5 protein-coding genes are annotated in these 6,311 nt (G+C 46.8%); 3 read left to right on the forward strand and 2 right to left on the reverse strand.

Going from position 1 to position 6,311, the window contains the following annotated elements; genetic code table 11:
- The first annotated feature begins 20 nt into the window (after positions 1-20).
- Positions 21-683 (forward strand): V4R domain-containing protein, encoded by a 663-nt coding sequence (locus QT994_RS21220; RefSeq protein WP_333177851.1) that lies wholly within the window; start codon positions 21-23, stop codon positions 681-683.
- A 242-nt stretch (positions 684-925) separates the two neighbouring features.
- Positions 926-2,092, forward strand: coding sequence for a pentapeptide repeat-containing protein (locus QT994_RS21225; protein WP_333177854.1), 1,167 nt, complete (start codon positions 926-928; stop codon positions 2,090-2,092).
- Positions 2,093-2,109: 17 nt separating this feature from the next.
- On the opposite strand, the gene QT994_RS21230 is transcribed toward QT994_RS21225, so the two are convergent.
- Together QT994_RS21230 and QT994_RS21235 are read right to left on the reverse strand one after the other, a co-directional pair.
- Positions 2,110-2,580, reverse strand: coding sequence for a phycobilisome protein (locus tag QT994_RS21230; protein ID WP_333050500.1), 471 nt, complete (start codon positions 2,578-2,580; stop codon positions 2,110-2,112).
- Positions 2,581-2,618: 38 nt separating this feature from the next.
- Positions 2,619-3,101, reverse strand: coding sequence for a 2Fe-2S iron-sulfur cluster-binding protein (locus QT994_RS21235; protein WP_333050499.1), 483 nt, complete (start codon positions 3,099-3,101; stop codon positions 2,619-2,621).
- A gap of 502 nt (positions 3,102-3,603) precedes the next feature.
- Between QT994_RS21235 and QT994_RS21240 the strand changes: the two genes are divergently transcribed.
- Positions 3,604-5,544 carry a serine/threonine-protein kinase gene (locus tag QT994_RS21240; protein ID WP_333177856.1) on the forward strand — a complete coding sequence of 647 codons (1,941 nt, stop codon included), beginning with the start codon at positions 3,604-3,606 and terminating at the stop codon, positions 5,542-5,544.
- Positions 5,545-6,311: the final 767 nt, after the last annotated feature.

The raw sequence follows: 6,311 nt of genomic DNA on the forward strand, positions 1-6,311 counted from the left end.
TTCCCCATTCCCAATTTCCGATGATTAATATTGCCGACTTACTCAAACAGCCCCGACTCCCTGGAAACTACTTTGCCAGCGATGCCTACGTCCGAGGCGACCTCGAACTCGGCCTCCTGGAAAACCGCCGGGGCGATCGGCTCTTAGCACTCCCAGAAACACTGATTCAAGCCATTTATATCGGCTTAGAACAAGAAACAGGCCAAGCCTCCCGCCTCGTGCTTTTCAACTGCGGTCGCTGGTGGGGTAAAAACTTCTACGTGCGTTTTTGCGAAGAAGTCAGCGAATACTACGGTCAGCCAGTTTCTGAAATGGAAATGGTAGAATTTCTTCAGTCCTTGCAGCAGTGTTGGAAAACTCATGGATGGGGAACATTTGAGTTCGACCCCAGCTATTCCGAACATGGATTTTTAATAGTAAAAATTGCTAACTCTCTTTTTGCTAAAACCGCACCCAAGTCTAAGCGACCCGCCTGTTTTTTAGAAGCAGGTATTTTAAGTGCGTTCTTTAGTCAGCTTACGGGTCGAGAACTTCACTGTCTGCAAACATCCTGCGAATCATTGGGTTCGGACTGCAACCGATTTATTTTAGGGCTGCGCGATCGCCTACAACCGGGGGATTCTATGGTCGAAGAAGGAAAAGACCATGAAGCTATTCTCAGCCAACTTTTTCAACAAAAGTGACTGATTTGACAGCTATTACTTTGTTGCTAAGAGCTGTCAAATCGATTGTTTCGCACCCATATTATCGACCGTATCATCAAAACTGTGAGTTAAATTATAAAAAAGCTCCTGAGTTAAAAAATCTGGTTTTAGCAATTCACATAAAACCAGATTATAACTAGCAGCTATAAACTTCATAACTTACTCTAGAAACTCATAAAATTTAAAAGCAATCAAAACCTAAAACATTTTGCTAGAACTTAATGGACGCCAATGAACTTCTAACTCGATATGCAGCCGGCGAAAGAGATTTTAGACTGGCCAATCTGCGCGGCATTGTGTTGAGTCCGATCGATTTATACCGTTCCAGCGATGCCCCAACTCTAATTTTGGCAAATCTCAACCAACACCAGCAACGACCCTATTTAATCGGTGCCAACCTCAGCGGGGCCGACCTCACCAAAGCCCATCTGAGCCGAGCCAATCTCAGTAAAGCTGACCTCAGCGGAGCCAATCTCACCGGCGCCAACCTCATGGCAGCCAGTCTGAGCGGCGCCAATCTCATCGGTGCTAATCTCACCGGCGCCAACCTAGCAGGCTCTCATCTGAATTGGGCAAACCTGACCGGAGCAAATCTTCCCCATGCTAATCTCATAGGTGCAGATATGAGCGCCGCTAATCTGACCAAAGCCGTTCTCACCGAGGCCAATCTCAGTAAAGCCTATCTGATTAAAGCCAATCTCAACGGGGCAAACTTCAAAGATGCTTACTTAAGTCTAGCGAGTCTGAAAGAGGCAGACTTGACCGAAGCACAGCTTACCGGAGCCGAATTATCCAAAGCCAACCTAGCCGGAGCCAACTTAACCCGTGCTAACCTCAGCAAAGCCAACCTGTTGAAAGCTAATCTCAGGCGAGCTAACCTCACTCAAGCCTATTTAAACGGCGCGTGCTTGATTGGATCAGACCTTAGCGAAGCTTGCTTGGATAGAGCCAATTTGTGCAAAGCAGACCTCAGCAAAACCTATCTGAGAAACATTACTTTGAATGGCAGCCACTTAAGCGGTATTAACCTCAGCGGGGCAGACCTCAGCGGTGTAGACTTGAGCCGCAAACTTTTAACTGGAATTAATATGGCAGAGGCATTGTTGAACGAAGCCAACTTGAGCGGTGCTTATCTGATGGAAGCTAACTTGAGCGGGGCCAACCTCAGCAAAGCCAACTTGAGTCTAGCCTACCTGCTCAATGCCGACCTTTCTAATTCTTGCCTGCATGAAATTAACTTGAGCAAAGCTAACCTGAGTAAAGCCAACTTGCAGAAAGCTGACTTGACAGGAGCCAACCTCCGGGGAGCCATTCTCACTGAGGCAGATTTGACGGGAGCCAAGTTAATTGGAGCCACTCTTCCTAACGGCACAGTTTATCGGCGTTAACTTGTCAACCCCCTTGATTATTTGCCTAGTAAAGTGCGGTTGATGTCCAGAATCGGAAAAAATAGGTTCCTTTCTTCCACCGTGAGATATTGTTTGAGAACCTTTTTCATCACATCGTAGGTCACAGTTGCACTATTTCTAACTTGAACAGCGCCTAAAATAGTTTGCAACCAAAGTAGTAGCCGATCGCGCAATCGTTCCGTATCATTAATCAATAGTGCTGCCGCCGAATGCCTCAACACCCGCACAATATCTCCACGGCACTTTTCAGTCACATCGTTAGCCCCCCGCCGAAATAAACTAGGATCTAGAGACTGCATTTGTGCTTCCACTTGCCGCATAATTTCTGTTTCAGAGGCTTGAAGTTTTTTATAAGCACTCATCCGGTGATTCAAAGACTGAAAGTAGTCTTTCAAAAATTGGAGTTCTTCTGCACTGGCGTAGCGTCCGTCTGCTTCCGTGCTCAAACGCGCAAGTTGGCTCAACATAGATTTTTCTCTACTACTAAAATACAAACATATCAGTTTTAAGCTTCTTTAGTCCGAACTAAATATTGTCCTACTTGAAAGCGGGTTTCATTAAGCTGTGTAACAATAGAACGAGTAATTAACTTTCCTGATTCTACAACTACTTGACCCGTAATGGGGTGTAATAAATCTTGCTGGGCCCGGCGGCCGATCAGAGCTTCGACATTTTCAATAGCATTAATGTACATCCCCGCAGGCAACTGTACAACCACACCCTCGCCCATAATTTGAGCCTGACAAGCAAGTCGCGAATTGGCTTTAGCCGTAGTAATGACTTCCAACGTCCTTTTCTCGCGGCGGTTCATGTGGGACAAGCCTTCCATGCCTTCTTTAATGTAAACATGGCAGGTAGCGCACATTCCCCGCCCCCCGCATTCCTTGAGAACGTCTAAGTCTTTGGAAAGTAAGGCCGACAGGATATTTGATCGGGTTTCAACTGCTATTTCCTCCGCAATTGGATCGAGTTTAATAATTTTAACCATATTGATGTTTGCTCCTGTCAAGTTCACTATTTAGCAAGTTACGATCAACTTATTCAAAGCGCAAAAAAATTTGGCTAACACTCAAAAAGGTTAAGATGCCTTGACGACAGCATGGGCTTCTGGCTCTCTAACCCCTATGGCATAACCACACTTCTGTTTTGGTCATATCGCTGTTCGCTCGCCCCGATTCCCCAGCTTAGCCTTGAAAAGCTAAAACCTTAGATACTTTCTGGATGGCATTGAAAAAACTGTAATAGTCGCGATCGACTAAAATAGCAGCCACGGGTAGTTCCCGAGCGGGTACCGGCATTCGGCAAGATTGATAGTGATTCCTAATTTCAAGGATTTTAGTAGGTGCGAGTGTGCGATCGCTCTCAAGGAGGCGGAGAATGAACCTGAGATAACATAGGCTGTACCTGGCGAGCGATTCAAAAATTTGAATTATTGTCAGAATTATTTACATATTTTAATACTAGCTCAAGCTTTTTCTATAATTAGACCGATGCAACATTCTAAGTACCGCATTTTAGGGCTAGTCGGACAAGGACAATTTGGTCGAGTCTTTTGTGCCAGCGTTCGAGAAGCTCCCGCCCAGGACTCCCGCCTCACCAGCCAACTGGTTGCTCTCAAAGAACTTAGTCATCAAAAAGCCCCAACTAGCGAATTCTTGCGAGAGCTGTGGTTTCTGATCACCTTGCAGCACCCGAATATTGTTACCTGCCGAGCTCTAGAACACACAGCTACAGGCAGGTACTTGGTTATGGACTACTGCGAGGGAGGAACCCTCCGCAACCTGCTCAAACAAGACCGCCCCTTGCGTCTGCTTGAAGGTTTGCAGCTAGTCATGGAAGTTTTAGCCGGCTTAGACTACGCCCACCGGCGAGGCGTAGTTCACTGCGACATCAAACCCGAAAATATCCTCCTCACTTTAGGGGCAAAAGGTTGGTCGCCCCGACTGTCTGACTTTGGCATCGCGCGTCGGCTGCCAGAAATTGGTACCACTCGCCTCCACCAAGAACTTTCTCCCGACGCTACCGTAGGTTCCCCCGCTTACATGGCCCCTGAGCGGTTTTACGGTCTTTTTTCCCCGATGTCAGATATATATGCAGTAGGAATTCTGCTGTTTGAATTGCTCATGGGCTACCGCCCTTTCGGGGGAACCCCCGGAGACTTGAGGTGGGCGCACCTGAATCAACGTTTGCAATTTCCCGACGCCATCCCCGAACCTTTGCAAGCAATAGTTAAAAAATCTTTAGAAAAGCTGCCAGCCCGGCGTTTTGCCAGTGCTTCCCAAATGGCTCAAGCTCTGCGACTGATCATGTACGACCCCGCTGTTAGGCAATTGGGCGACTGCATTATTCCGTGGGAAAGCCCCACAACCAGTGGTGATAAAAGTCTGGAGTCGGAAACTGACTCTTTGCTGGAAGTTGAAGAGGAAAAAGCTTCACAGTCGGCTATTAATTTACTTGGGACTGTGCGCTATTCGCTTTCGCAGCCAAAGCCACTGATACTTCCTGCACCGTTGACCGCTTTAATTGCCACTGAAACGTATCTATATGCTGCTGTAGGTACAGAGGTCAAGGTTTGGTCTCAGCCGGGAAAACAGCTAGTTACAGGAGAAATGTCTACTTCTATTTCATTAATGGCGGAAATTGTGCGTGGCATTTTACCGAGTTCCCACGGCTGCTGCGTTCTCACTCCGCAAACACTTTACTGGCTCAATGAGCGCTCTTGGGAGCCTCAATGTTTGCTGGATATGGGTTTGAGGCAAGGCCCAGATGCTTTTAAAGCTGCTGTAGACTCTCACGCCAACTGGTTGACAGTAGCGGTTCCCGGCGAACTGCGTTTTTATTCTTTAGCTGGGAACAGCACTGCGGGCGATCAGAAAAAAGCGCTGAAGCTGATCGCTACTGTGCCGTTACCAGAACACTATTTACCAGAATTAATGTTTTTGGATCGGCGACACGTCTTAGCAGTTTGGCCGGACAACGAACCAAAAAATCCCCAAACTATTTTTAGAGTTTACACTCGCCGCGGCACGCCGGTGGGTTCTGTGCGGTTGTCTGCCAGCGTCGGACAGATGCTGTTGACACCTGAGCCTTATACTTTGCTGGGAATTCCCCAAGGTGGTAAAGCGGCGGTGCTGTTGATGAAATTGTGGCCCCTCAAGGTAGCGCGAATTCCCCTTGAAAGTTTGCCCGTGTCTGCTTGTGTGGCTAATTGGGGATGGGTGTTGGCAGATGTTGGGGGGCAGATAGAAGTGTTAAACAGTCAAGGGATTCAAGTAGGCAGTTTTAGCAGCCCCGCCTCACCGCGGGCGATCGCTCCTTGGGGGAATAGAGGTTTGGTGATTGCTGTCAATACTGAGGAAGAGAGTCACTTGCACTTTTTAGATGTAGATGTTGAGGAGACCAACTCGCGCTCGATCATCAAAGGGTCATAACTGGCGTAACTGAAGGTATTTTGGGGTTGCTGTAATTCAGGAGACTGTATTTGTTGGCATCGATTCCTGGGAGTTTGAATCAGGGTTAGAGTACCGTGTCGTGTCAACTTCTGGATTTTGACTCAGAGGAATTGTTAAGGGCGATCGGCTCAATCTGAGACCCGAACTTCCCTCAGTAAAGTCCAAGAAATGCAGATACCACTTAATATATATGACTCATGCACTAGCCTGATTCTGCCATCCTAACCCATGATGCAGCCTTACACCTTACACCTTACATTCTAACTGTGCCTTACCCATACTCGAAGTAACCCCCATCATGTTGAACCACGGAGTTCTTCTACCCATGCGCGGTAGATACTCCCCCCAAAAGTCCCATCTTGCAAAAAAAAAAGACCCCATAGTTAAAAGAGGAGTCAGCCAGCGGAGGCAGGATGGGAAACAAAGAGCCAAAAGCCTTGGTGTGTATAGGTTCAAAAAAAAGTCAAAAAAATTTTCGCAAAACGCTTGACAACCCTGGGGAGAGTTGATACATTAATAAAGCGCCAGAAGAGAAGCGGTTCAAACAACCGCGAACTAAAGGCAAAAAACTGAACCTAGAAAAAAGAATAGTTTGAAAGCTTAAAGCACTATTAACCTCGTCAAAAAATTAAGATAGAGAGTCAAGGCGAGAGCTAATACTCAATATCGCAAACAACGAGAAAAATGTCAAGGGAAAAAAACCAGCCTTTGTGCTGAGTGGAAAGAACTTGATTTTAGCCAAAAAA

Source organism: Microcoleus sp. S13_B4 (assembly GCF_036700885.1).
Classification (GTDB): Bacteria; Cyanobacteriota; Cyanobacteriia; order Cyanobacteriales; family Microcoleaceae; genus Microcoleus.